The following is a 23,149-nucleotide window of genomic DNA, read 5'->3' as shown; positions in this document are numbered from 1 at the left end:
CGGCAACCTCACCGGCGGCGGGTTCGAGGTCGCCGGATCCCAGTCGCTGAGCGTCGAGCACGCCATCCAGGACCACTTCCCCGATCAGGGCGCCTCGCCCCTTGCGCTGGTGGCGGCGCCGCGCGCCGACGCCTCCTTCGACGACATGTACGGGGCCGTCGCACAGCTCGAGCGCATCGCGGCCGGGGTGCCAAGCGTGAAGATCGTCCGCAACCCGCAGCAACCGCCCCCTCAACCGGACCGGCCGTACGTCGTCACCCTGCAAACCGACTTCAACAGCGGAAGTTCGGACGTGGCGAAACAGCTGCGCAAGAAGGTCGGCATCGACGGTGACCAACCCGGTCAGTTCGCGAACGGCAAGGTCAAGCTCTACGTCATCGGCCAAGGCGCGCTCGGCGCCGCGGCGAGCGAGGCCACCAAACACGACGTCGGCCAGGCCGAGAAGTGGAACCTGCCGATCGTCATGATCGTGCTGCTGGCGGTCTTCGGATCGCTGGCGGCGGCCGCGATGCCGTTGGTACTCGGCATCTGCACGGTCGTGGTGACCATGGGGCTCGTCTACCTATTGTCGATGGTCACCCAGATGTCGGTCTTCGTGACCTCGACCGTGTCGATGTTCGGCATCGCGCTGGCCGTGGACTACTCCTTGTTCATCCTGATGCGGTTCAGGGAGGAGCTGCGCTCGGGCCGCGATCCGGCCCAGGCGGCCGACGCGGCGATGGCCACCTCCGGCCTTGCCGTGCTGCTGTCGGGTCTTACGGTGATCGCCTCCGTCACCGGCATCTACCTCATCCACACGCCCGTCCTGGCCTCGATGGCCACCGGCGCGATCCTCGCGGTCGCCGTCGCAGTGCTGACCTCGACGACGTTGATCCCCGCGGTTCTCGCGACGGTCGGCAAGGCGGCGTCGAAGCGGTCGTCGTGGCTGCACGTCTCGCGTCGACCCGAGACCACGCAGTCCCGGTTCTGGACCCGCTGGGTGGGCTGGGTCATGCGACGACAATGGCTCTCGGCGCTCGGCGCCTCGCTGGTGTTGGTCGTGCTGGCCACGCCTGCGTTCGCGATGACGCTCGGCAACAGCCTGCAGCGCCAGTTCGAGCCAACGCACGAGATCCGCGGCGGCATCAACGCCGCGGCGCAGGCGCTCGGCCCAGGGGCGCTCGGTCCGATCCGCGTCCTGGTCACCTTCCCCGATGGCAACGCCAACGGGTCGGACAACACCGCGGCGCTCGACGCGATCCAGCAGAAGATGAGCCAGGGGCCTGACGTGGCCACGGTGTCGCCGCCGGTGTTCGGCAACGACAACCGCAGCGCCTTGCTGTCGGCGGTGCTGTCGGTCGATCCCGAGGATCCGGCGGCGAGGGTCACCGTCGACTGGTTGCGGGCCGAGCTGCCAGGGTCCGCCCCCCGGTCGACGGCCGTCGACGTCGGCGGACCCACCGCGTTGCTGAAGGACTTCGACGAACGGGTGGCCACCACGCAGCCCATGGTCTTCGTGTTCGTCGCGGTGATCGCATTCGTGATGCTGCTGATATCGATCCGCTCGGTGTTCCTCGCGTTCAAGGGCGTCCTGATGACGTGCCTGTCCGTGGCGGCGGCCTACGGCAGCCTCGTCGTCGTGTTCAAGTGGGGCTGGCTCGAGGCGTTGGGCTTCGAGCCGCTTGGAGCCCTCGACAGCACCATCCCGCCCCTGGTGCTTGCGATGACCTTCGGGTTGTCGATGGACTACGAGATCTTCCTGCTGACCCGCATCCGCGAGCGCTTCCTGCAGACCAACAACACCCGCGATGCCGTCGCGTACGGCGTCAGCACCAGCGCCCGCACGATCACCAGCGCCGCGCTGATCATGATCGCGGTGTTCATCGGATTCGCCTTCGCGGGCATGCCACTGGTGGCCCAGCTCGGCGTGGCGTGCGCCGTCGCGATCGCCGTGGACGCGACGATCGTCCGCCTGGTCCTGGTGCCCGCTCTGATGGCCATGTTTGCGCAGTGGAACTGGTGGTTGCCCGGCTGGCTCGATCGCATCCTGCCTTCGGTGGACTTCGAGAAACCCTTGCCCAAGGCCGACATTGGCGACCTCGTCGTCATCCCCGAGGGCATCTCCACGATGCGACCGTCCGGCGCGGACATCCGCAATGTGGTGAAGTCGGCGGCGAAGCTGAAGACCCTCGCACCGCAGACCGTCACCGTCGCCGACCCGTTGGCCTTCAGCGGCTGCCTGCCGCCGGGCGGGTCGATTGCCGTGCACGTGAAGGGTGGCGACGAGCCGCTGGCTGCGTTGCGCCCAGGCGGCGGGCAGGAGCGGAGCGACGCGGGGAGGATCAACGACACGTTGCGGCTCAACAGCATCCACCATGGCACCGGCAGGTCGGTCAGGGGCAGCGGCGCGAAGAGCGGTAAGAACGGCTCGGGTCACCCCGGCGGCCGGTTCTTCCCCCGTCAGCCAGTGCACCCGGTCACGATGTGGCGCGGCAGGCTCGCGGTGGCTCTCGATGCCCTTGCCACGGCGGCCGAGGTGGAGCGGCCCACGGTGCGACGGCTCAGCCCGATGGAGACCACCAACGTTCTCCTACCCACCGGCGACCGCCTGCAGATTCCGACCGGCGCCGAGACCCTGCGGCTCAAGTGCTACCTGATCATGTGTCGGAACAATGCCAGGGACTACGCAGAGTTTGCCGATCTGGTTGAGTCCATGGAGACTCAAACTGCCGCAGTGGTGCTGGCCGGAATGGACCGGTATTACTCTGGACAGAGGTTGAGAAGCCAGTGGGTGGCGACGCAGCTCGTACGGCGGCTAGCCGACCCGCACCCGTCGGATGACGACGAAGACTGGATGGGACCCGAGGCTGAGTCCGATTGGGCACACGTGAGGCAACGTTGCCTGTCAGTGGCAGTTGCGATGTTGGAGGAGGCGAGGTGACGTTGACGACGGACGCGCGTGGCGACGCCGCCGGGCGCCAGAAGCCTGCGGCGACGAACCCCCGGACACGTCCTGCCGTCGACCAGCGGCCGGTCGAGTTCTGGCCGACGTCAGCGATCCGTGCGGCACTCGAAACCGACGATCTGACGGTGTGGCAGCGCATCGTCGTCGCCATCAAGCGCGACCCGTACGGCAGGACCGCCCGTCAGGTCGAAGAGGTGCTCGAGACGGCGCCGCCCTACGGCGTGTCTAAGGCGTTGGATGAAGTTCTCACTCGAACTCGGGAACACCTGGAAGCCAACGAGTGCGCCGAGGTGGCACGTCACATCCACATGTTGATCCAGCGCTCCGGCCTCGGCCAGGACGAGTTCGCCTCGCGCATCGGCATTCCAGCCGACCAGTTCGCGGCCTATCTCCAGGGCACGACCAGCCCGGCGGCATCGCTGATGATCAGGATGCGGCGGCTGTCGGACCGCTTCGCCAAGATGCGCAACGGCCGGCCCGACTGACGTCGTGCACACCGGTTCGATCAGCGCGAGTTGATCGGCGACAGATCGTCGACCAGCCAGTGCCCGTCCTGCTTGAGTAACGAAACCCGTAGCGGCAGAGGCACGGTGGCTGGTTTCTGGCCTACCGCGTTCTGGGTGCCACGCATGATCACCGCGACGACCGCGGCCTGCGGACCGATTGCCTCCACGCCGGCCGACACGGTGCTGGCCTGGACCGTCAGGCCCTTGCTCGTCAAATCCTTTGACATGGCGTCGAATTCGGTGCGAAACCCGTCGGCACCACGCTGCGTCATCAACGCCGTCAGACGGTCGAAGCTGGCCGTCGGACTCTGCGGGGTGAACGTCGCCGATGCCTCCGCGGCACTGCTGGCGATGCCCACCACCTCGGTCATGTCGCGGTGCATCTCAGCCTCTGGCGCCGTCCACCGCGTGTATCCGACCACGACGGCAGCGGCCAACGCCACGGTGGTCAAACCCACCACGGCCAACCTCAGACCCGGACCGTCGTCGTCGGTGCCGACCGTGACGCCGTCGCGGCGGAACAGCACGCCGTTGATCACGACACCCTGAACGATCAGCAGACAGAGCACCGAGCACACCGACACCCACCACAACGGCCACGCCAGCGCGATGCCGAGATAGACCAGCGCCAGAATTGCCCCGAGCGGGGCCAGCACGTCGAATGCCAGTACGCGGAAGCGGTTCCTCATCGAATGGTCTCCAGCCGAGAGACGAGCAGCTTGCCGCCGACGTCGGACACGGCGAGCCTCAGCGTCCAATGCACGGTCAGCGGCTTGGCGCCGACGTTCTGGCTGACCGACGTGGCGACGACGATGACGTTGTCGGTGCGCGAGGACACGGTCGCCAGCTCGGGCTGCGGCAGCGGCGCCAATCCCGCGTCACCAGGCGAAGCGTGGAACAGCGACTCGATCGCGACGGATTCGACCTGCCCCACCGTCTGGGACTGCAGTTTCTGCACCACCTGGCTGAAAGGCTCGACCGCGGTTTCGAAGTTCGCGTTGAGCTGACCGACGGTGCCGTCGTGCAGGGTCTGCATGCTCTGGGTGACGGTGCCGGAGTTCATGTTGATCAGGACACCGGTCCAGTCGGCGGCGGCCTGAAGAACGCGGGACTGGTACGCGCTGTCATCGACCTCGTGGCGGTGACCGGTCCACATCAGCACGGCCAGTACGACCGCGGCGATCGAGATGACGCCGAGCACGGCTGAGCCGATGCCGAACCCCGTCATGCTGCCGCCCGCCGTGGTGGGCTCGTCGTCGAGCTGGTCTGGCATGGCCGTGAGGCTACCTCGCCACACCTGGCAGGATGGTTGAGGTGACGTTAGAAGCCACCCACTCCGGTATCGACCTGTCCTACGTCGACGACGACGCCCGCCCTCAGGACGACCTCTTCGGTCACGTCAATGGGCGCTGGCTGACGGACTACGACATCCCGGCCGACCGTGCCACCGACGGAGCCTTCCGCCTTCTCGCCGATCGGGCCGAGGAGCAGGTCCGCGACCTGATCGTCGAGGCTGCCTCTGCCGACGCGGCCGCCGACACCGACGAGCAGCGGGTCGGCGACCTGTACGGCAGCTTCATGGACGAGCAGGCGGTCGCGCGGATCGGCGTGCAACCGCTGCTCGACGAACTCGCGACGATCGACGCCGCCGATGACCGGAACGCGCTGGCGGCCGTCCTCGGCGAGTTGCAGCGCACCGGCGTCGGCGGAGGCACGGGCCTCTACGTCGACACCGACTCCAAGGACTCGACGCGCTACCTGCTGCATCTGTCGCAGTCCGGGCTCGGCCTGCCCGACGAGTCCTACTACCGCGACGCGCAGCACGCCGAGATCCTGGCGGCCTACCCCCGCCACATCGCGAGGATGTTGGCGTTGGCGCTCGGCGAGGAGCCGCAGCCGAACGAGTGGGAAGCCACGGCTGAGCGAATCGTCGCACTGGAGACCAAGATCGCGGCCGCGCACTGGGACGTCGTGAAACGTCGTGACGCCGACCTTACGTACAACCTCCGCACGTTCACCGATTTGACCGCCGAGGCTCCGGGGTTCGACTGGGCGGGCTGGATCGCCGCCATCGGCACCACCCAGGAGGCCGCAGCCGAGGTCGTCGTGCGCCAGCCGGATGCGCTGACGGCCTTCGCCGCGCTGTGGGCCAGCGAGGACCTCGAGGACTGGAAGCGTTGGCTTCGTTGGCGTTTGATCAGTGCGCGGTCGGCGATGCTCACGGACGAACTGGTGGCGGAGAACTTCGACTTCTACGGTCGCACGCTGAGCGGCACCGAGGAGATTCGCGACCGCTGGAAGCGCGGCGTTGCCCTCGTCGAGAACCTGATGGGCGACGCGGTCGGAAAGCTCTACGTCGAGCGCCACTTCCCGCCAGATGCCAAGGCGCGAATGGACGAGTTGGTGGCCAACCTCCGCGAGGCGTACCGGGTCAGCATCAATGACTTGGAATGGATGACGCCCGAGACGCGCGAGCGGGCGTTGGCCAAGCTGGACAAGTTCACCCCCAAGATCGGCTACCCGGTGCGGTGGCGGGACTACCCGGGTCTGGTGATCGATCGCAACGACCTGTACGGGAACTACAAGCGCGGCAACGCGGTTGGGTACGACCGCGAGCTGGCAAAGTTGGGCGGCCCGGTGGATCGCGACGAGTGGTTCATGACACCACAGACCGTGAATGCCTACTACAACCCGGGGATGAACGAAATCGTCTTTCCCGCTGCGATTCTGCAGCCACCGTTCTTCGACGCCGGGGCCGACGATGCAGCCAACTACGGCGGCATCGGCGCGGTGATCGGCCACGAGATCGGCCACGGCTTCGACGACCAGGGCGCCAAGTACGACGGCGAGGGCAACCTCGTCGACTGGTGGACCGACAGCGACCGCACCGAATTCGGTTCTCGGACAGATGCCTTGATCGCGCAGTACGAGGACTTCGTGCCACGGCAGTTGAGCGGCGGCCAGCACGGCTCACCCCACGTCAACGGGGCATTCACCGTGGGCGAGAACATCGGCGATCTCGGCGGGCTCTCGATCGCGCTACTGGCCTACGAGTTGTCACTTGGCGGCAAGCCCGCCCCTGTGATCGACGGCCTGACGGGTGTGCAGCGGGTGTTCTTCGGCTGGGCGCAGGTGTGGCGCACCAAGTCCCGCGATGCCGAGGCCATCCGGCGGCTTGCGATCGATCCGCACTCACCGCCCGAGTTCCGGTGCAACGGCATCGTCCGTAACCTCGACGCCTTCTACGACGCGTTCGAGGTGAAGGAATCCGACGAGCTGTATCTGGAACCCAAACAGCGCGTGAGCATCTGGAACTAGCCCCAACGCCGAGCAGTCACAAAAGCCCCTGAAACTCCACGTTTCAGGGGCTTTTGCGACTGTTCGCGCTGTCGCGCTATTACATCTGCCAGTCCTGCGCTCCGTCGTTCTGGCTGTAGGTGCCGACGGAGTTCTTCACCACGATCGGGTCGCCGCTGCCGAAGTTGTCGAAGAACCATTGCGCGTTGGCCGCACTGAGGTTGATGCAACCATGGCTGACGTTGCGCTTGCCCTGGTCGGCCACCGACCACGGCGCGCTGTGCACGAAGTTTCCGCTGTTGTCGATGCGGACCGCGTTCTGCACGGTCAGCTTGTAGCCCTGCGCTGAGGTGTTGTCCACGCCGTAAGTCGCGGAGTCCATCACGATGCTCGGGAACTTCTCGAGGACGTAGTAGGTGCCGTTGGGGGTGTCATGGCCCGTTTTGCCCATCGACACGGGGAACGTCTTCTCGACGGTCCCGTTGCGCACGACCGTCATCTGATGGGTGGTGTTGTCGACGGTCGCGACCAGCGACTCACCGGTCCGGAAGCTCGACTTGGTGCCACCGGCGTCGACGTTGACCGTCGTGTTCGACGGCCAGAAGTTGATGGGGCGCCAACGCAGCTGGGTGTCGCTGAGCCAGTAGAACTTGCCGGGTACGGGCGGAACCGACGAGACGTGCACTGCCGACTGGGCCATCGCACGGTCGGCGATCGGCCGGGCGAAGTTGATGGCGAGCGGTTTGGCCACACCCACCATCGAGCCATTGCTCGGGTTGAACGTCGGCGGGGCGAAGACCGGCTGGCCCACGTAGGGAGTGGGGTCCTGGCCGGCGGGCGTGCCCTCGGGGATCACCGTTGGCGCGGCCAGCGGGTCAGCCGGCGCAGGCGCCATCGGGTCCGCCGGCGGTGGGAAGCCGAACGGTTGCGGCGCGGGCGGCGGCACCTCCCAGAACGGCGGCGGAGCCGGCTGCTCGATGGGTTGTGAATCGATCGCCGCGGGGTCGGGGTTGACCTCGGGATCGGCCCAGGCAGATGGGCTGCCGGTCACCATTCCGCCGACGAGTCCAGCGGCGAAGATCGCCGTGGCAAATCGGGTGATTGTTCGCTTCAACGTTTCCTGGGGCATACGCCACCTCCAATACACAATTGAATCCAGTGTTGCACAGCGGGACCACCAGGTATTTCCGGCGACGCCGGCCGAACCCCGACCACAGCTCCGCGAGAACGGCGCTGACCTGCTCGTTTGATCGGTACTCCTGGTCGGTTCGTTACCTTCGCCGCATTTTCTCGCCGCAAACGGTCAGGACTTCACCAGTCTGGCGATGGCCGCCGACGCCTCGGCGAGCTTCTTCTGGGCTTCGTCACCGCCCTCGGCTACGGCATGCGTCACGCAGTGGCCGAGGTGCTCGTCGAGCAGGCCCAACGCGACCGATTGCATCGCGCTGTTGACGGCGCTGATCTGCGTCAGGATGTCGATGCAGTATTTGTCGTCCTCGATCATCTTGGCGATGCCGCGCACCTGGCCCTCGATGCGGCGCAACCGCTTGGCGTAGTTCTCCTTGTTCGGCGAATAGCCATGCGAGGCAACGTCTTCCGATAGGTCATCCGCCATTGGTTATCAACCCCATCTTCTTCATCTGGTCGACCTCGGCCTGCTGATTTGCCACGATCTGCTGCGCCAATCTCTTGGCGTCGGCGTTGGCGCCGTCGGCAATCTCGGTGTTCGCCATCTTGATGGCCCCCTCGTGATGGCCGATCATCGACTGCAACCACAGTGTGTCGAACTCGTTGCCCTTGAGCGAGGCCAACTTCGCCATCGTCGAGTCGTCGACCATTCCGTCCATGCTCCCCATGTCGTGCCCCTCGTGACCAGTGTCGGCGCCGGCGTGCCACTGAACGAGGAAGCCCTTCATCGTCTCGATCTCGGGGCCTTGGGCCGCGGAGACGTCCGCGGCGAGCTTGATCACCGCGGGGTCGGTGGAGCGCTCGGGCACCAGCGCGGACATCTCGACCGCTTGCTGGTGGTGCGGGATCATGCCGGTGACGAACGTGACGTCAGCGGCGTTGTTGGGGGCGGCGTTGCTTGGGGCGGCGTTGCTTGGGGCGGCGCTGTCTGCGGGCTGAGTGGTGGCCGCACCAGACTCACCGCCGTGGGCGTGGTCGGTGTGACCGTCGGAGGCAGGGCTGGTACACGAGGACAAGAGGAGCGCGGTGGCGACTGCTGCCACCACAGCGATCAACGACTTCATGAAATCCACCGTACGCGATACCCCACCGGGGTATTCAAATTGGTTTGGTAGGCGAACGACCCGGAGGCATACTTGACCGATGTCCTCAGATGCTCCCGACATCAAGCCCCGCAGCCGCGACGTCACCGACGGCCTCGAGAAGACTGCCGCCCGCGGGATGCTGCGCGCAGTAGGCATGGGCGACGACGACTGGGTCAAGTCGCAGATCGGTGTCGCGTCGTCGTGGAACGAGATCACTCCGTGCAACCTGTCCCTGGACCGGCTGGCCAAGGCCGTCAAGGAAGGCGTGCACGCCGCGGGCGGCTTCCCGATGGAGTTCGGCACCATCTCGGTGTCCGACGGCATCTCGATGGGCCACGAGGGCATGCACTTCTCGTTGGTCTCCCGTGAGGTCATCGCCGACAGCGTCGAGACCGTGATGATGGCCGAGCGCCTCGACGGCTCCGTGCTGCTGGCCGGCTGCGACAAGTCGCTGCCCGGCATGCTCATGGCCGCGGCGCGACTCGACCTGGCAAGCGTCTTCCTCTACGCCGGCTCGATCATGCCCGGCAAGGCCAAGCTGACCGACGGCTCCGAGCGGGACGTCACGATCATCGACGCCTTCGAGGCCGTCGGTGCCTGCTCCCGCGGCCTCATGTCCCAAGCGGACGTCGACATCATCGAACGCGCCATCTGTCCCGGCGAGGGCGCCTGCGGCGGCATGTACACAGCGAACACCATGGCCAGCGCTGCCGAGGCGATCGGCATGTCGCTGCCGGGCAGCGCTGCTCCGCCCGCCAGTGACCGCCGCCGCGACGGCTTCGCCAAGGCCAGCGGCGAGGCCGTCGTCGAACTGCTCAAGCGCGGCATCACCGCCCGCGACATCATGACCAAGGAGGCGTTCGAGAACGCCATCGCCGTGGTGATGGCGTTCGGCGGGTCCACCAACGCAGTGCTGCACCTTCTGGCGATCGCCCACGAGGCAGACGTGAAGCTGACCCTCGACGACTTCATCAGGGTCGGCGCCAGGGTGCCGCACCTGGCCGATGTCAAGCCGTTCGGCAAGCACGTGATGTACGACGTCGACAAGATCGGCGGCGTCCCGGTGATCATGAAGGCGCTGCTGGATGCCGGTCTGCTGCACGGTGACTGCCTCACCGTCACCGGCCAGACGATGGCCGAGAACCTCGCGCACATCGCGCCGCCGGATCCCGACGGCAAGGTGCTGCGCGCGTTGAGCAACCCGATCCACCCCACCGGCGGCATCACGATCCTGCACGGCTCGTTGGCGCCCGAAGGCGCCGTGGTCAAGTCAGCCGGTTTCGACTCCGACGTGTTCGAGGGCACCGCAAGGGTTTTCGACGGGGAACGCGCCGCGATGGACGCGCTCGAGGACGGCACCATCGTCGCGGGCGACGTCGTGGTCATCCGCTACGAGGGCCCGAAGGGCGGGCCAGGCATGCGCGAGATGCTGGCCATCACCGGTGCCATCAAGGGCGCAGGTCTCGGCAAGGACGTGCTGCTGATGACGGACGGCCGGTTCTCCGGTGGGACGACGGGACTGTGCGTCGGGCACGTCGCGCCAGAGGCGGTCGACGCGGGGCCCATCGCCTTCGTGCGCGACGGTGACCGCATTCGACTCGACGTCGGCAACGGTAGCCTCGACCTGCTGGTCGATCCCGATGAAATCGAGTCCCGCAAACCAGGATTCAGCCCACCGGCGCCGAAGTACACGACTGGCGTGCTGGCCAAGTACCGGAAGCTGGTCGGCTCGGCCGCCCAGGGCGCCGTCTGCGGCTAGTCAGTCGTCGGTGGTGGTTGGGGTTCGTAGGGGGTGTACCACCACCAGTCGGCGCGTTCCCCGAGCGGCCCGGAACATGGCGGCACCGCGGGTGGCGGTGTGGTGGGTGGTCGGGCCAGTGAGCCCGGGTGCAGTGGTTCGCCGTCGGCGTCGGTGACGACGAGGTGCTCGGCGTCGCCGCTGATGGTGATGCCACCGCGGTGGTGCAGCCGGTGGTGATACGGACACAGCAGGACCAGGTTGACCAGTTCGGTGGCGCCGCCGTCCTCCCAGTGCCGGATGTGATGGGCATGCAACCCGCGGGTGGCCCCGCAGCCGGGGACCGCGCAGCAGCGGTCACGGTGCTCCAACGCCCGCCGCAACCGGCGGCTGATGGTGCGGGTCGCCCGCCCGGACCCGATGACGTGGCCCTCGCGTTGGAACCAGGCCTCGCAGGTGGCGTCGCAGAGCAGGTAGCGGCGGTCGGCGTCTGACAGCAGCGGACCCAGGTGCAGGGCAGCGGGCCGGTCGACGTCGAGGTGGACCACGACGGTGGTGTGCTGCCCGTGTGGGCGGCGGGCCGCCTCGGCATCCCAGCCGGCCTCCACCAGGCTCATGAACCCGTCGACGGTGGTCGGGAACGACGGCACCTGAACAGGTGAGCCCTCGCCGCCGTCACCGTCGCCGCGGTGGTGGTAACCGTCGTGGTCGACGTCGTCGTGCTCCCCGTGGTCGCGTTTCCACGCCGCGATCAGACCATCGCGGTGCGATTGCAGGGCGGCATCGAACTTCGCCGCCTCCACCCGCGGCAATCGGATCCGCCAGGTGGTGTACCTCTCGCCGACGGTCTTGCTGATCGACTGTTCCGGCTGTGGCTTCGGGTCGGGTTCGGGCCGGGGTGCCAGTTCGATCGCGGTGCGGAGCTGGGTGACGGTCGCGACCGAGGCCAGCTGGGCGTAGTGCTCGTCGGAGCCGTCGGCGCCACGTTCGGCGATCACCCCGACCTGATCCAGCGATAGCCTGCCCTCCCGCAGGCCTTCGGCGCAGTAGGGGAACTCGGGGAGTCGGTGGGCGATGGTGGCGATGGTCTTGGCGTTGTGTGGTGAAACGCCGGTCATCCAGGCCACCAGTGCGGGGATCGACCGGCAACCGGTATTGCCCCAGATTCCATCGTGGTCGATCTCGGCGACGATCTCCACCAGGCGGCCGTCGATCGCGTTGCGCTGACCGGTCAGCTCGGCGACCTCCTCGACCAGCACCGCCAACCGCTCCTTCGAGGTCAAAGTGGTTGCCGCCGTGGACATGACCCCATCAAAGCAGGGGGGTACGACAAGTCCAGGCCGTGCGGTCTTCAGCAGCCCCCGGCGGCGTGAGTAGGGTTTCTCCCATGACGCTCGCGTTCCTCCTCACCTCGCTGATCGTGGTGGTTACGCCAGGCGCCGGCGCGCTCTACTCCGTCGCCACCGGCCTGGCCCACGGCGCGAAGGCAAGCGTGTTCGCGGCGGTGGGCTGCACGATCGGGATCGTGCCCGCCATGCTGGCCGCGGTCACGGGCCTGGCGGCGATCATGCACGGCAGCGCCGTCGCGTTCCAGGCCATCAAGTGGGCCGGTGTGGTCTACCTGCTGTTTCTGGCCTTGGTGACGTGGCGCGACAAGTCCGCACTGGTCGCCGTAACGACCGATTCCGAACGTCCCGGGCCATGGCGCATCACCTGGACGGCGGTCGCCGTCAACGTGTTGAACCCGAAGCTGACGCTGTTCTTCGTCGCGTTCCTGCCGCAGTTCATCGACCCGGCCAGCTCCGCCACTAGTCAAATGCTTTCTCTCAGTGGTGTTTTCATGGCCATGACGTTCGTGGTCTTCACCGTCTACGGAGTGTTCGCCGCAGGCGTCCGAAACAGCGTGATCAGCCGACCGCGGGTGGTCGCGTGGATGCGGCGCACCTTCGCAGCGACCTACGTCGCGCTGGCAGCAAGGATGGCGGTGACGGCCCGCTAGTGAGCGACCATCCTCCAGACCTCCACCCGTCGTTGGCGACGCTTGCTCCTCTGCTGGGCACGTGGTCTGGCTCCGGCAGCGGCGAGTACCCGACCATCCCGTCCTTCGGCTACCTCGAGGAGGTCACGTTCGGACACGTCGGCAAGCCGTTCCTGAGCTACGGACAACGGACCAGGGCGACCGATGACGGCCGCCCCCTTCACGCCGAGACCGGGTATCTGCGGCTGCCGTCGCCCGGACGTGTCGAACTGGTGCTCGCGCACCCGACGGGGATAACCGAAATCCAGGAGGGCACCCTGACCGTCACCGACGACGTGCTGGAGTTGGAGCTGACCGCGACGTCGATCGGTCTCACCAGCTCCGCGAAAGACGTTACGGCGCTGAGCCGGTCGATCCGCGTCGCCGGCGACGAACTGGTCTATACCCTGCGCCTCGGCGCGGTGGGCCAGCCGCTCCAACACCACCTGGCCGCGACGCTGCACAGGAAGCCGGCATGACCGCAGACGGAAGGATCCGCGTACCGGCCGACCTCGACGCCGTGACGTCAGTCGGCGGCGAGGACCACGCGGGCGTCGACGCGAAGGCGATCGAGCGCATCTGGCATGCCACCCGGCATTGGTACTCGGCGGGCATGCATCCCGCCATCCAGGTGTGCGTCCGCCACCGCGGCCAGGTCGTCCTCGACAGGGCGATCGGCCACGGCTGGGGCAACGGACCCGACGACGCGGCCGACGCCGCCAAGGTGCCGGTGACCACGGAAACGCCGTTCTGCGTGTACTCCGCGGCCAAGGCCATGACCACGACGGTCATGCACATGCTGGCCGAACGCGGCGTCTTCTCCCTCGACGATCGCGTCTGCGAATACCTGCCGAGCTACACCAGCCACCGCAAGGACCGCACGACCATCCGGCACGTAATGACCCACAGCGCAGGCGTTCCCTTCGCGACCGGGCCCAAGCCCGACCTCAAGCGAATGAACGACAGCGCCTACGCCCGCGAGATGCTCGGCAACCTGCGGACCATCTACCCGCCGGGGATGGTGCACGTCTACCACGCACTGACGTGGGGGCCGCTGACGAGGGAGATCGTCTCGGCCGCCACCGGCAAGGACATCCGCGACGTGTTGGCCGACGAAATCCTGAACCCGCTCGGCTTCCGCTGGACCAATTACGGCGTTGCACCCCAAGATGTTCCACTGGTGGCGCCGAGTCACGCCACGGGCAAGCCGCTGCCTGCACCGATCGCTGCAGCGTTCAAGCTGGCCGTGGGCGGCACGACCCATCAGATCATCCCCTACACCAACACGCCGCAGTTCCTCACCAGCGTGGTGCCGTCGTCCAGCACCGTGTCGACCGCCAATGAGCTGTCCCGCTTCGCCGAGATGCTGCGTCGCGGCGGCGAACTCGACGGAGTGCGAATCATGGCCCCGGAGACGCTGCGGGCCGCGACCACTCAGGCCCGCCGCCTACGCCCGGACATCGCGATGGGACTGATGCCGATGCGCTGGGGTACGGGATACATGCTGGGGTCCAACCGGTTCGGGCCGTTCGGACGCAACGCCCCCGCCGCGTTCGGCCACACCGGCCTCGTCGACATCGCCATCTGGGCCGACCCCGAGCGTGACCTCGCGGTCGGCGTCGTCAGCAGCGGCAAACCCGGCGGCCACCCCGAGGCCAAGCGCTACCCCGCGGTGCTGGACGCCATCGCCGCCTCCTTCCCCCGGGTCGCTGCGGGCTAGCCTGAGCTGTGGCCAAGGTCGAGCTGTCCCGCAAACTGTCCATCAGCCCAGAGGAGGCGTGGTCGCACGTGTCCGACCTGTCCTCACTCGGGGACTGGCTGACGATGCATCAGGGCTGGCGCAGCGATCTGCCCGACGAGCTGGCCGTCGGCGCCACCCTCGTCGGAGTCGCGGGTGCCAAGGGCATGCGCAACCGCGTCACCTGGACGGTCAAGGAGTTCGATCCACCGAAGCTGCTCGGCATCACCGGCGACGGCGTCGGCGGCGCCAAGTATGCGTTGCACATGACCGTCAAACCGCTGTCCAAGGGCTGCGAATTCAAGCTCAAGATCGACCTGGGCGGTGCGCCGCTGTTCGGCCCGATCGGTATGGCCGCCTCCCGCGCCGTCAAGGGTGACATCGAGCGGTCGATCAAGAAGTTCGAGGAGCTGTACGGCTAGCTCGGCGGGCACGAGCGGAGCGACTCGGGGATCTGATCAACGGATGCTTTCGCCGTAGACCCTGTCGATCGTCAGCGCCATCAGCACCCGGCGATCCGACACCATCACCGACCGGTACTCGTCCCAGTCCGGATGCTCTCCCGCCGCGTTGCGGTAGTAATCGACGAGCGCCTCGACCTCGGGGCTCTGCGGGTCGGTCCCCGGTCCGGTCAGCGTCACCGCGCCCTCGGCCGTCGCCCACGACCAGCCGTCGGCACTGGTGACCTCGAGCGCCGCCCGCGGATCGCGCCGTAGGTTCGCCGTCTTGGCGCGGCCCTCCGTCATCGAGACGTAGACGACGTCGGCCGCCTGGTCGTAGAAGGGCGTCACCGGGGACAGCTGGGGCAGGCCGTTCGCCTTGATGGTGGCCAGCACGCCGAGTCTCGCGTCGGATAGCAGGGCGCGCGGGTTGAATGAAGAAGCGGTCATGTCAGAGCGCAACATGTGACCGCGCACACGGTATTCCTCAGAAGGGTGCACATGTCGACTGATGGGACGATCCGAGCCGACCTGGTGGAGCTGGCGCGCCGCCGGGCTCTGACCGAGGATGCCGCCCGGCCCGACGCCGTCGAGCGCAGACACGCCGGTGGCGGGCGGACGGCCCGGGAGAACATCGCGGACCTGGTCGATCAGGGTTCGTTCGTCGAGTACGGCAGGTATGCGATCGCCGCTCAGCGGTTCCGGCGCAACGTCGACGACCTGATCGAGCGCACTCCTGCCGACGGCATGGTGGCCGGCACTGCACGCGTCGATGGTGCCGCTTGCGCGGTGCTGGCCTACGACTACACGGTGCTGGCGGGCACGCAGGGCGCGGTCGGTCACCGCAAGAAGGACCGGCTGTTCGACGTCATCGAACGGTTGCGGCTCCCCACGGTGTTCTTCGCCGAGGGCGGTGGCGGCCGCCCTGGAGACACCGACTATCCGGTCGTGTCATCGCTCGACGTGCGCGCGTTCAAGCTGTGGGCGGCGCTGTCGGGGCTGGTGCCGCGGATCGCGATCGTCAAGGGACGCTGCTTCGCGGGCAACGCCGTGATCGCGGGCTGCTCCGATCTGATCGTCGCCACCGAGGACGCGTCCATCGGGATGGGCGGCCCGGCGATGATCGCCGGTGGCGGGCTCGGCAACGTCGCTCCCGACGACGTGGGCCCGATCTCGGTGCAGGCCCCCAACGGCGTGGTCGACGTCGTCGTGGCGGACGAGGCCGAGGCGGTCGCCGTGGCCAAGAAACTTCTCGGCTACTTCCGCGGTCGCACCGCACCGGGTTCGGCCGTGGACCAAACCGCCCTGCGCACAATGGTTCCCGAGCGAGCCCGGCGCGCCTATCACGTCGGCCCGATCATCGAGACGCTCGCCGACGAGGGCTCGGTGACGCTTCTGCGCGAGCGTTTCGCGCCGGAGATGGTGACGGCGCTGGCCAACATCGATGGGCGCCCGGTCGGGGTGCTCGCCAACAACACCCGCGTCATGGCGGGTGCGATCACCGCGGCAGCGGCGGACAAGGCGGCGCGCTTCCTGCAGTTGTGCGACGCCTTCGGCCTGCCCATCGTCTCCCTCGTCGACTGCCCCGGCTACATGGTCGGCCAGGCCGCCGAGGCCGAGGCGTTGGTACGGCGCGGCTCGCGGCTACTCGTCGTGGGCGCATCGTTGCGAGTGCCGCTGGTGGCGGTCGTCCTGCGTCGCGGCTACGGCCTTGGCGCGCAGGCGATGTGCGGCGGCGGCCTGCACGAGCCGCTGTTGACGGTGGCGTGGCCGAGCGCCCACCTCGGCCCGATGGGACTGGAAGGCGCTGTCCGCCTTGGCCTTCGCAAGGAACTCGAGGCGATCGCCGACGACGACGAACGGGAGCTCCGCGTCCGACAGGCCACCGCCGCCGCGCAGGAGAACGCCAGGGCGCTGAATGCTGCGGCGCTGTTCGAGATCGACGACGTCATCGATCCGGCGGAGACCCGCGAGGTGATCGCCGCGACGCTGGCCGCGGCCGCTGAACACCCGATGGATGTTCAGCGTCCGCGGTTCGTCGATACCTGGTAGCCGATCACCCCGCCATGAACTGGCCGTAGGCGGACTCCAGGTCCGGCGGGAGAACACTCACGTTGCACTGGCTCTGGGTCTCGCCGATCGGTGACAGGATCCCGCGCAGCTCGTAGTACTCCTGCGAATTGGCCGTGAAGTAGGTCCGGATGTTGGCCGCCGCCTCGTCCCGCGGCTGGTTGCGCGCCGCGGAGACCACTTGGTCGGCACCGGGGTGCGCGCGCAGATAGTCGCGGGCCGAGCCCGTCACGGTGCTCACGGTGTTGGCCACGCCCTGCGCGCTGCAGTCTGGTGCCGCCGACGCGGCTGGTGCGGCGATGGTGGCGGCAGCGACTCCGGTGAACAGCCCGCCGACCACGAAGCCGACGGCTCCGCGCATGGTCGCATTACTCAATTTCATGATCGATTCCCTCAGAGGTGATTGTGGGTGATTGTGAATGTGCCGTTTGTTCGACCCGAATTCCACCGTACGCATCGCGCAGGTCCCTCCCAGTAACCGAAGAAGGCCCCTCGTAGGTGCGCTGCCTGGCGTTACGCCCTCTGGGGGTGAACTGGGCAACATTTCGACCGATTTCGATAAGCGCTCGGCCAATTTCTTCAGAGTCCAGGCCGAACTCTTATTTGATCGTGATTGACGGCCCGGATACCCGTAATGGAATCGTTATCGAGAATGCCCGTTACCGCGGCAGAAAGGCGTCGCGACGGCATTCAGGCCTGCGTACGTCTTTGACCCGACGTCAGTCACGTACGCCCTTGTAGATACCCCTGCGGACGATCAACGGCTGCAGGATCCGGTCGATCGACCACGCCGGGAACCGGAAGGCGCGGCCGTTGGGCGCGAACACCTCCAGCCCGTCGGGTTGGGCTCCCAGCACCGAACCCCAGCGCTGCTTCGGGGCGCGGAAACTGCGCAGCGGCTTCCCGTCGAACTCCGCGCGGATGTTGTGCGCCAGAAGGCCGTCGGCGCGGTTGCGGGCCGAACTGCGAAGCGGGTCGGTGGCGGCGACGTCGCCGATCGCGAACACGCCGGGGTGGCCGGGCACCCGCAGGTCGGGCGTGACGCGGACGAAACCGTTGTCGTCCAACATCTCCGACGGTAGCCAATCGGTGTTGGGCGTCACCCGCCCGATCGCCCAGAGGACCGCGTCAGCGGAAGCCGGCGCCTGGCCCGTGCTCCACTGAACGGGCGCGGTGCTGATTTCGTCGCAGCCGAAACCGTCGGGCACCACGGCGCGATGGCCGCCGTGCAGACCCACCCCGAGATCGTCGAGCCTGCCCCGGATTCGGCCCCAGATCCTCCGGTGGTGTGACGGCAGTGGGCGCTCGCCCGGGTAGTACAGGTCCACGCGCTTGTCGGGCCACGTGCCAGCGAGATTGGCGGCGCTGCTGACCGCTGCCGCACCACCGCCGACGACGATGATGGACCCGGCTCCTGCGAGACGGTCGTGGACGGCACGGAGGTCGGCACCGACGTCGGCCGCGGACTGTAACGTCGGCCTGCGCCAGAAACCGTTCGCCACCCCGGTCGAGATCACCAGTGCGTCATAGTCTTCGGTGTCGGTCGTGCCGTCGTCCCGTTCGACCGAGACGCTTCGCGCGGCGAGGTCGACGCCGGTGATCCTGCCGTGCACGGTGCGCACGTGGTCGAGCCCACGGAACCTGTCGAAGGCGATCCAGTAGTCACGGGCCCAGTCGTCGGGCCTGCTCAGCCGGATGCCCAACTCCTGGCCGCTGACCAACGCGGGCTTGGCCGAGATGCCGACGACGTCGGCGTCGCGGGCCAGTCGGAGGGCGGTGAGGATGCCGCTGTCGCCGAGTCCGGCGATGACGACCCGCTTGCGCGTCACGACACGGCCTTCGGCGGGCGGGGAACGAAGCGCGACACCCGGTCGACCACACCGTGATACGCGGGCCGCCGTTCGAGGCTGCGCGCCTCCATCATGGGAATGCTGGCGCCAAGGAACATCGCCAGGATGGCGACCGCACCGATGACAAGCCACCACGCATCGGACGGGGCCGCCGCGACACCGAACAGCGCTAGCGCGAACCAGAAGGCGAACTCCCCGAAGTAGTTTGGATGCCGCGACCAACTCCAGAGCCCGCGATCCATCACCTCCCCGGGCCGACGGTCGCGAACGAACCGGTGCATCTGGACGTCGGCGACGAGTTCGAGGCCGACTGCCGCGATGCCAATGACGAACGCCACCCAGCCGAGCCAGCCAAGGCCGGCCCCTGGCCGGGTCACCGCGACGTACACCGGCACCATGCCGAGGAAGACCTGGCACGTGGGGATGAGGTGGATGGCGACCAGATCGGCACCGAACTCCCAACGACCCGCGCGCTCCTTGAACATCGGATAGCGCCAGTCCTCGTGGTGCAGGCCGGGGAAGGCGTACACCCAGTTGGCGGTCAAGCGGATCGCCCACAGCACGACGACGATCGCGACGAGCCAGCAGCGCAGCTGATCGACGCCGGGGCCGGCCTGACTCCACCAGTAGCAGAGCAGCAGCGGCGGGATCACGCTCCAATACGCGTCGTAGAAGCTCGAGTTCCGGTAGAAGCGGCTGAAGCCAAAGATGACGATGGTGGCCAGCACGTCGGCGATGAACGTGTCGAGCAGGAGCAGATCGGTGCTCGGGCCCCACCCCAGCCAGGCCGCGGCCACGCCGATGGCGACGGCGTAGGCGAGCGTGACGATGCCCAGTGACCGGGTCTTACTCATTGGCTCCTCGGGGTCCGTGGCGGCCCGAAATGTAACACGTTCTAGTTGTCCTCGTTTTGCGCTCCCGGTCCTCGGGTAGCCAGCGGTTTGGCGTTCAGCCCAGCGCGCCGACCCCCCGCACTCGATGAACGAGGTACCCCATGTCGAACACCGACAAGACCATCTCCACCAACCAGGACGTCGTCGACTTCCTGACCGAGCAACACGAGGCGATCAAACGGCTCTTCGTCGAGACGCTGGACGCCCCGGACGCCGCCGCGCAGGAGAAGTCGTTCGACGCACTGCGCACGATGCTGGCCGTCCACGAGACCGCCGAGGAAATGATGGTTCACCCGCGGGTGCGCCGGAAGATCGACGGCGGACCGGCGATCGTGGACGCGCGGCTCAGCGAGGAGCACGATTCCAAGGTCGCCCTCGCCGCGATCGAGAAGCTCGACTTCGGCACCGCCGAGTTCACCAAGGCACTCATCCATCTGCAGGCCGACGTTCTCCGGCACGCCGAGAACGAAGAGACCGAGGAGTTCACCCGCCTCGAAGACGAGCTGACTGCCGACGAGTTGAAGAAGCTGACCGCCGCGGTGGTCTTCGCCCAGCGGATCGCGCCGACGCATCCACATCCCGGCGTCGAGTCGGCCGCCGTCAACTTCGCGGCGGGCCCGTTCGCCTCGCTGCTCGACCGGGCCCGCGATGCCCTCAAGAGCATCGCGGCCTGACACCCCCACGCCGAAACTGCGGTGAGATCGCGATCGTCGGTACTTTCGCGATCTCCCCGCAGGCTCGGCAACTGGTACCCGGTGTTGGTTGACGGGTGTCGACTTCTTATCGTGGCTGGATGAGCAACGTTGCTGATGCTGACCGGGTCGCCGACCTGGCGAGAGCGGTCGTGCATGATCACGACCCGAAATCCGTCCCCATCCCCGAATTCCTCGGCGCCTGCTACGACGCCGGACTCTCCTGGGTGCACTTTCCCGAAAGCCTTGGCGGGCTTGGTGTTTCACGTGGCAATCAGGCGGTTGCCGACCGCATTTTGCAGGGCGCTGGCGGTCCCGTACCGCTGGGGCTGAACCCGATGGGCTACGGCATGGCGGCGCCGACGCTGCGCGAACACGCCCAGTCCGACGACCTCAAGCGGTCCTGGTTGCGCCCGCTGGCCACCACCGAGGACATCTGGTGTCAGCTGTTCTCCGAGCCGGGTGCGGGCTCCGACCTGGCGGGCCTGGCGACGTCTGCCCTGCGTGACGGCGACGACTGGGTGATCAACGGCCAGAAGGTCTGGACCAGCCTCGCGCACCGGGCGCGGTGGGGGTTGTTGCTCGCCCGCACCAATCCCGACGTGCCGAAGCACAAGGGCCTGACCTACTTCGTCATCGACATGCACTCCCCTGGCGTCGAGACCCGGCCGTTGCGCCAGCTCACCGGTCAGGCCGAGTTCAACGAGGTGTACTTCACCGATGCCCGCATCCCCGACGCGCACCGCCTCGGCGACGTCGGCAACGGGTGGGCCGTTGCGATGACGACCCTGATGAACGAGCGCAGCGCGCTCGGCGGCAGCGGCAGCAGGCGCGGCGCAGGCACGATCTCCGAAGCCGTCTCGCTGTGGGCGGCCAGGCCAGAACGGCAGACACCCGTCCTTCGCGACCGACTCACCCAGCTGTGGCTGCGGTCGGAAGCTCAACGCCTCACGGCCGAACGCTCACGAGCGAAGGCCACCGTCGGCGGACCGGGCCCCGAAGGCTCGATCGGCAAGCTCGTCGGCGCCGAACTGAACCAGCACATCTACCAGTTCTGCATGGATCTCCTTGGGCCGGAAGGGATTCTGTACCACGGCTACGCGAGACCGGAGGAAGCCAGGGAGGACGCCGACTGGCGAGGCCCCATCCAACAGCGATATCTGCGCAGCCGCGCCAACACCATCGAAGGCGGGACGTCCGACGTGATGCGCAACATTCTTGGCGAGCGGGTCCTCGGCCTGCCCGGTGATCTACGTGCGGATGCCGGCATGCCGTGGAAGGAGATTCCTCGTGGCTGAAGTGGCTGAGTACGTGTTCACCGACGAGCAGGACCAGTTGCGGAGCGCGGTGCGCCGGTTCTGCGTCGAGAACTTCGACGAGCAGGCAGTCCGTCGGCTCATGGAGTCCGACCCGCCCTTCGACCCGAAGGCATGGAACCGCCTGGGCACCGAGCTCGGCGTGCTCGGGCTCTCGGTGTCAGAGGCAGACGGTGGGGTGGGTGGCACGCTCGTCGACCAAGCCGTCGCGGTCGAGGAGCTCGGCGCGGCGCTCGCCTGCGGGCCGTCGTTCGGCACGGTGTTCCTCGCCATCCCCGCCCTGGTCGCCGCCTCCGCGGGACCGGTGCGCGACGGGTTACTGGCCGAGCTGGTCGAGGGTCGCCGGACCGCGGCGTTCGTCGTCGCCGACCTGGCGGGTGCCTTCGACGCGGCCGCCGTCTCGGTCACCGCGACGGGGTCTGGCGACGCGGTGACGCTGACCGGGACCGTCGAGCGGGTGGTCGATGCGGGCGCTGCCGACGACCTCCTGGTCGCCGCGGTCGGCGCCGACGGAGTTGGCCTGTACGCGGTCGACGCGGCCGGGCCCGGGGTGGCGCGGACCGCCCTTCTCACCGTTGACATGACACGGCCGCAAGCCGGGGTGACGTTGTCCGATGCGCCCGCTCGTTTGGTGGCCGGACCCGACGAGGCCGAGCGCGTCATCACCCATGCATTGCAGGTGGGTTCGGCGCTGCTGGCAGTCGAACAGGTCGGCGCCGGACAGCACATGCTCGACGTCGCCGTGCAGTACGCCAAGGAGCGCTTGCAATTCGGCAGGCCCATCGGCTCGTTCCAGGCCGTCAAGCACCGGTTGGCCGACATGATGGTCGACCTCGAGCATGCTCGCTCCACGGCGTACCACGCGGTGTGGGCGCTGACCGACGGCTCGGACGATCCCGCGCTGGCGACCAGCATCGCCCAGGCCACGTGCTCGGCCGCGTTCAGCCGGATCGCCACCGACGCGATCCAGACGCTCGGCGGCATCGGGTTCACCTGGGAACACCAGGCGCACTTGTACTTCAAGCGCGCGACGTCCGACGCGGCCCTGCTTGGTAGTGCCGAACAGCACCGGTCGCGAGTCGCCGAACTCGTCCTTGACACCGCGTCTGGAGAGAAGCCGCCACGGGTCTCCAACGGCACGAGGGCTTAACGCTCCCGCCCCTCTGCCGGCCATCGTCGCGAGTTCTGCACAAGGGCTGCGAATCGCGCCTCAGACTCAATCGGTCGCTGCAACACCTGATTCGGTTGGGGGTGTTGTCCGATGGGGTTTCGCAAGTACGGCAGCAAAGAGGTTCCCAAGTCCGCCCATGAGGAGGTTCTGGCGGCGCTGAGCTTGGGGTTGTCGCCTGCGGCGGCTGCCACGGTGGCGGGTGTG

General features: G+C 67.6%; 22 protein-coding genes. 12 read left to right on the top strand and 10 right to left on the bottom strand.

Features of this window, described 5'->3' with window-relative positions; all coding sequences use genetic code 11:
* Together QOD90_RS04705 and QOD90_RS04700 are read left to right on the top strand one after the other, a co-directional pair.
* Positions 1–2,920 (top strand): MMPL family transporter (locus QOD90_RS04705; RefSeq protein WP_526347166.1); only part of this gene is annotated, 2,920 nt, incomplete at its 5' end.
* Complete coding sequence (locus tag QOD90_RS04700) at positions 2,917–3,429, top strand: XRE family transcriptional regulator (RefSeq protein ID WP_526347164.1); 513 nt, start codon at positions 2,917–2,919, stop codon at positions 3,427–3,429. The genes QOD90_RS04705 and QOD90_RS04700, both read left to right, overlap by 4 nt.
* A 20-nt stretch (positions 3,430–3,449) precedes the next feature.
* On the opposite strand, the gene QOD90_RS04695 is transcribed toward QOD90_RS04700, so the two are convergent.
* Both QOD90_RS04695 and QOD90_RS04690 read right to left on the bottom strand, forming a co-directional pair.
* Entirely contained in the window at positions 3,450–4,139 is a 690-nt protein-coding gene (locus tag QOD90_RS04695) for a hypothetical protein (protein WP_526347162.1), read from the bottom strand.
* Positions 4,136–4,723 carry a hypothetical protein gene (locus QOD90_RS04690; protein WP_526347160.1) on the bottom strand — a complete coding sequence of 196 codons (588 nt, stop codon included), beginning with the start codon at positions 4,721–4,723 and terminating at the stop codon, positions 4,136–4,138. Before QOD90_RS04690 ends, QOD90_RS04695 begins: the two co-directional genes overlap by 4 nt.
* Positions 4,724–4,764: 41 nt before the next feature.
* On the opposite strand from QOD90_RS04690, the gene QOD90_RS04685 reads away from it, so the two are divergent.
* Entirely contained in the window at positions 4,765–6,768 is a 2,004-nt protein-coding gene (locus QOD90_RS04685) for a M13 family metallopeptidase (RefSeq protein WP_526347158.1), read from the top strand.
* A gap of 79 nt (positions 6,769–6,847) precedes the next feature.
* Here QOD90_RS04685 and QOD90_RS04680 read toward each other — a convergent pair whose 3' ends face one another.
* From QOD90_RS04680 to QOD90_RS04670, 3 genes are all read right to left on the bottom strand, one after another.
* Positions 6,848–7,801, bottom strand: a complete 954-nt coding sequence (locus QOD90_RS04680) for a L,D-transpeptidase (protein WP_526347168.1) — start codon at positions 7,799–7,801, stop codon at positions 6,848–6,850.
* Between the two features lie 249 nt (positions 7,802–8,050).
* A complete protein-coding gene (gene ricR / locus QOD90_RS04675) occupies positions 8,051–8,362 on the bottom strand; it encodes a copper-sensing transcriptional repressor RicR (RefSeq protein WP_526347156.1) in 312 nt (103 codons plus the stop codon).
* A complete protein-coding gene (locus QOD90_RS04670) occupies positions 8,352–8,999 on the bottom strand; it encodes a DUF305 domain-containing protein (protein ID WP_526347154.1) in 648 nt (215 codons plus the stop codon). The genes ricR and QOD90_RS04670 overlap by 11 nt, the downstream gene beginning before the upstream one ends.
* A gap of 79 nt (positions 9,000–9,078) precedes the next feature.
* On the opposite strand from QOD90_RS04670, the gene ilvD reads away from it, so the two are divergent.
* Positions 9,079–10,779, top strand: coding sequence for a dihydroxy-acid dehydratase (gene ilvD, locus QOD90_RS04665; RefSeq protein WP_526347152.1), 1,701 nt, complete (start codon positions 9,079–9,081; stop codon positions 10,777–10,779).
* Here the strand turns inward: ilvD and QOD90_RS04660 are convergent.
* Positions 10,776–12,062 (bottom strand): HNH endonuclease signature motif containing protein, encoded by a 1,287-nt coding sequence (locus QOD90_RS04660; protein WP_526347150.1) that lies wholly within the window; start codon positions 12,060–12,062, stop codon positions 10,776–10,778. The genes ilvD and QOD90_RS04660 overlap by 4 nt on opposite strands.
* An 83-nt stretch (positions 12,063–12,145) precedes the next feature.
* Between QOD90_RS04660 and QOD90_RS04655 the strand changes: the two genes are divergently transcribed.
* Genes QOD90_RS04655 through QOD90_RS04640 form a run of 4 tightly spaced genes read left to right on the top strand, consistent with a single transcriptional unit; the run spans position 12,146 to position 14,935 of the window.
* Positions 12,146–12,757 (top strand): LysE family translocator, encoded by a 612-nt coding sequence (locus tag QOD90_RS04655; RefSeq protein ID WP_526347148.1) that lies wholly within the window; start codon positions 12,146–12,148, stop codon positions 12,755–12,757.
* The gene (locus tag QOD90_RS04650) at positions 12,757–13,254 is read left to right on the top strand and encodes a peroxynitrite isomerase (RefSeq protein ID WP_526347146.1); all 498 of its coding nucleotides are present in this window, start codon (positions 12,757–12,759) and stop codon (positions 13,252–13,254) included. Before QOD90_RS04655 ends, QOD90_RS04650 begins: the two co-directional genes overlap by 1 nt.
* A complete protein-coding gene (lipE, locus tag QOD90_RS04645) occupies positions 13,251–14,495 on the top strand; it encodes a lipase LipE (protein WP_526347144.1) in 1,245 nt (414 codons plus the stop codon). Before QOD90_RS04650 ends, lipE begins: the two co-directional genes overlap by 4 nt.
* Before the next feature lie 8 nt (positions 14,496–14,503).
* On the top strand, positions 14,504–14,935 hold the full coding sequence (locus QOD90_RS04640; protein WP_526347142.1) for a type II toxin-antitoxin system Rv0910 family toxin: 432 nt from the start codon (positions 14,504–14,506) through the stop codon (positions 14,933–14,935).
* 36 nt (positions 14,936–14,971) lie between these two features.
* On the opposite strand, the gene QOD90_RS04635 is transcribed toward QOD90_RS04640, so the two are convergent.
* Positions 14,972–15,403, bottom strand: coding sequence for a PPOX class F420-dependent oxidoreductase (locus tag QOD90_RS04635; protein WP_526347140.1), 432 nt, complete (start codon positions 15,401–15,403; stop codon positions 14,972–14,974).
* Between the two features lie 51 nt (positions 15,404–15,454).
* On the opposite strand from QOD90_RS04635, the gene QOD90_RS04630 reads away from it, so the two are divergent.
* Entirely contained in the window at positions 15,455–17,005 is a 1,551-nt protein-coding gene (locus QOD90_RS04630; RefSeq protein WP_526347138.1) for an acyl-CoA carboxylase subunit beta, read from the top strand.
* Positions 17,006–17,009: 4 nt separating this feature from the next.
* On the opposite strand, the gene QOD90_RS04625 is transcribed toward QOD90_RS04630, so the two are convergent.
* From QOD90_RS04625 to QOD90_RS04615, 3 genes are all read right to left on the bottom strand, one after another.
* Complete coding sequence (locus tag QOD90_RS04625) at positions 17,010–17,405, bottom strand: hemophore-related protein (protein WP_526347136.1); 396 nt, start codon at positions 17,403–17,405, stop codon at positions 17,010–17,012.
* 337 nt (positions 17,406–17,742) lie between these two features.
* Complete coding sequence (locus QOD90_RS04620) at positions 17,743–18,852, bottom strand: FAD-dependent oxidoreductase (protein ID WP_526347134.1); 1,110 nt, start codon at positions 18,850–18,852, stop codon at positions 17,743–17,745.
* Positions 18,849–19,727 (bottom strand): DUF1295 domain-containing protein, encoded by an 879-nt coding sequence (locus QOD90_RS04615; protein ID WP_526347132.1) that lies wholly within the window; start codon positions 19,725–19,727, stop codon positions 18,849–18,851. Before QOD90_RS04615 ends, QOD90_RS04620 begins: the two co-directional genes overlap by 4 nt.
* Positions 19,728–19,867: 140 nt before the next feature.
* Between QOD90_RS04615 and QOD90_RS04610 the strand changes: the two genes are divergently transcribed.
* The 3 genes from QOD90_RS04610 (at position 19,868) to QOD90_RS04600 (ending at position 22,924) form a co-directional block, all read left to right on the top strand.
* On the top strand, positions 19,868–20,440 hold the full coding sequence (locus QOD90_RS04610) for a hemerythrin domain-containing protein (protein WP_526347130.1): 573 nt from the start codon (positions 19,868–19,870) through the stop codon (positions 20,438–20,440).
* Positions 20,441–20,559: 119 nt separating this feature from the next.
* Positions 20,560–21,756 (top strand): acyl-CoA dehydrogenase family protein, encoded by a 1,197-nt coding sequence (locus QOD90_RS04605; RefSeq protein ID WP_526347128.1) that lies wholly within the window; start codon positions 20,560–20,562, stop codon positions 21,754–21,756.
* Positions 21,749–22,924: an acyl-CoA dehydrogenase family protein gene (locus QOD90_RS04600; RefSeq protein WP_526347126.1), complete on the top strand. Its 1,176-nt coding sequence runs from the start codon at positions 21,749–21,751 to the stop codon at positions 22,922–22,924. Before QOD90_RS04605 ends, QOD90_RS04600 begins: the two co-directional genes overlap by 8 nt.
* Positions 22,925–23,149: the final 225 nt, after the last annotated feature.

The organism is Mycobacterium sp. (assembly GCF_032161845.1).
Taxonomy (GTDB): Bacteria; Actinomycetota; Actinomycetes; order Mycobacteriales; family Mycobacteriaceae; genus Mycobacterium.
Note: the sequence above shows the minus strand (reverse complement) of the source record. Positions and strands in the feature narration are given on the sequence as shown.